We start from the raw sequence: 2,321 nt of genomic DNA, 5'->3' as shown, positions 1-2,321 counted from the left end.
GCCCCTGCCGGGCCGCCCGCCGCGCGATCCGCTCTTCGCGCATGCGCCGCGCCGCCGCAGCACCAAGGAACCCTTCGACATGGCGCGCCCGGTCCCGGCCGAGGCGCTCGCCGCGCTGCGTGCCGCCGTCGGCGCCGCCTTCCACGCGAGCGGATCGGAAGCCCAGACGGCCGCGCTGCGCGACCTCGCCTGGCGCGCCTGGGTGACGGAGGCCGAGACACCCGCCGCGCATCTCGAGACGGTGAACCTGATGCGGCTCGGCTCCGCCGCGATCGCCGCGCAGCCGGACGGCGTGCCGGTCGGCGGCCCGGGCCTCGACGACCTCGTCGCGCGCGGCGTCATCACGCGCGAGGCCTTCGCGACACCGGGCGGGGCCGGCTGGACCGCGATGTTCGATCGCTACCGGCCCATGCTCGCCGCCACGCCGACCTTCGTCTGGACGGTCGGGCCGGACACGCGCGCGGCGGCGCTTGCTGCGGGCGCCGACTGGCTCAGGCTGAACCTCGCCGCGACGGGGCTCGGGCTCGCGCTGCAGCCGGTCAGCCAGGCGCTGCAGGAATATCCCGCCATGGCGCCGCACTTCGCCGAGGCGCACGGGCTGACCGGCACGGCGCCGCCGGCCCGCCTGCAGATGCTGGGCCGGCTGGGCTACGCGCGGCCCGGCGCGCCACCGCCGCGGCCCACCCCGCGCTGGCCGGCCGAATCGCGTATCATGGGGGCGTGAACAGCAGCCCGACCCCACCGGACGACCCGCCTCTCTTCGCGCTGATGAACGAGGTCGGCATCATCGAGCAGCTCGCCCGCAACCGCTTCGACGCGGTGCAGGCGGACGGGCTCCTCCTGTCGCACTTCATCCTGCTGAACCACCTGGTGCGCGTCGGCGACGGCACGACGCCCGCGCGCATCGCCAGCGCGCTGCAACTCGCGCGCGGCGCCGTCACCAACACCATGCAGCGGCTCGAGGACCGGGGCCTGATCCGCCTCGCGCCCGATGCCGAGGACGGGCGCGTGAAACGGGTCTTCCTGACCCGCGCGGGGCGCGCGCGGCGGGAGAAGGCGGTGCGCGACGCAACCGCCGCGCTCGCACCGCTGCTCGCGGACCTGCCGGCCGGTGCGATCGAGGCCCTGATCCCGGGGCTGCGCGAGATCCGCCGCCGGCTCGACCGGGCGCGGGACTGACCGGGCGAGCGCGCGCCCAGGGGCCTGCCGCAGGCCCGCGCCACGGGCCGACACAAGCGGACATTCGCCGCCGCGCATCTTCAAGGGTCGGGAACACCCTTCGGCCACTGTGGGCATGAATGTTCCCGCACGGCGACCGGCGCAGGATGCGCGATGGCCGCCGCGCACCCCGTTCCGGGAAATCCCGCGCGCGACCGAACCGACCTGTGCCACAGGCGCCCAGCCCGCCACCCGGGCCGCGATGCGGAACCCGCCGCCAAGGGGCAGGGCCTCAACAGCATCCCGATCCGCTTCGCGCTGCTCGCCGCGGCCTGCACCGGGCTGTGCATCCTGGTGCTGGTCCAGCTTGTCCTGCCGCTGCGCGACACGCTCTCCGCCGGCGAGTTCTGCGCGGTGCTGCTGCTCACGATCACCGTGCCCGCGCTCGTCACCTACGGCGCCGCCAGCAAGCTCACCAGCGCCATCCTCGCCCTGCGGCGCAGCACGGCTGCGATCGTGCGGGGCGACTTCAACCGCCCCGTCGATGTCGACTGCGCCTGCGAGGTCGGCGGGCTCGCGGACAGCTTCCGCGCGATGATCGAGCGTCTGAACAGCAACATGCTGCGCATGAACGTCCTTGCCTTCACCGATCCGGTGACGCGGGTGCAGGGCTTCCTGTTCGCCCGCCCCATGCTGGCGGCCAAGATCGATGCCTGGCCCCGCGCGCGCGCCCGCGGCCCGCGCGGCGTGAGGCGATTCAGGCGCCGGCCAGCAGCGCAGCCAGCGCCTTCACCTCCGCCTCGCGCTCCTCGCGCAGGATGACGTAGATCGCCTCCGCCTCGATCTCCTCCGTCCCCGGGGGATTGAGCCGGGCCTCGCCGCCTGGCGGGCGGTAGGCGATGGCGGTGCCGAGCCCGCGCTCGACCAGCAGCGTCGCGACCTTCGACCAGCGCCCGCGCCAGGGGCGCGGCAGGTCCACGCGGAACAGCTCGTTGCCCTCGGAGGAGAACAGGTCCTCGAGCAGCCGCTCCGCCCCCGGCGCCACCAGCGCGCGGGCCAGCATCTCGGGGTAGGCGCGCAGCGGCCGCACGGCGGCGGCGGCGCCCGCGGCGACCAGGCGGCCGCGGTTGCGGTCATCGACGCATTCGGCGACGACGACGGGC

The 2,321-nt window shown here is 75.4% G+C and carries 4 protein-coding genes; 3 read left to right on the top strand and 1 reads right to left on the bottom strand.

All coding sequences use genetic code 11. The features are described 5' to 3' along the window. The 3 genes from HW577_RS23840 to HW577_RS23830 form a co-directional block, all read left to right on the top strand. The coding region (locus HW577_RS23840; protein WP_232475205.1) for a hypothetical protein at positions 1-724 on the top strand (724 nt) is incomplete at its 5' end. Further along, entirely contained in the window at positions 721-1,179 is a 459-nt protein-coding gene (locus tag HW577_RS23835; RefSeq protein WP_198378590.1) for a MarR family winged helix-turn-helix transcriptional regulator, read from the top strand. The genes HW577_RS23840 and HW577_RS23835, both read left to right, overlap by 4 nt. A gap of 153 nt (positions 1,180-1,332) precedes the next feature. Then, positions 1,333-1,980, top strand: coding sequence for a HAMP domain-containing protein (locus HW577_RS23830; RefSeq protein ID WP_198378589.1), 648 nt, complete (start codon positions 1,333-1,335; stop codon positions 1,978-1,980). On the opposite strand, the gene HW577_RS23825 is transcribed toward HW577_RS23830, so the two are convergent. Further along, the coding region (locus tag HW577_RS23825) for a hypothetical protein (protein WP_198378588.1) at positions 1,916-2,321 on the bottom strand (406 nt) is incomplete at its 5' end. The genes HW577_RS23830 and HW577_RS23825 overlap by 65 nt on opposite strands.

The organism is Neoroseomonas rubea (assembly GCF_016106015.1).
In the GTDB taxonomy this organism is placed as follows: domain Bacteria; phylum Pseudomonadota; class Alphaproteobacteria; order Acetobacterales; family Acetobacteraceae; genus Neoroseomonas; species Neoroseomonas rubea.
The sequence above is the reverse complement of the archived record's forward strand: the minus strand, read 5'-3'. Positions and strand labels throughout refer to the sequence as shown.

What these genes read in the sequence shown, in the direction of transcription:
- HW577_RS23830 (WP_198378589.1), top strand. Translation starts at nt 1,333, where the DNA reads ATGGCCGCCGCGCACCCCGTTCCGGGAAATCCCGCGCGCGACCGAACC.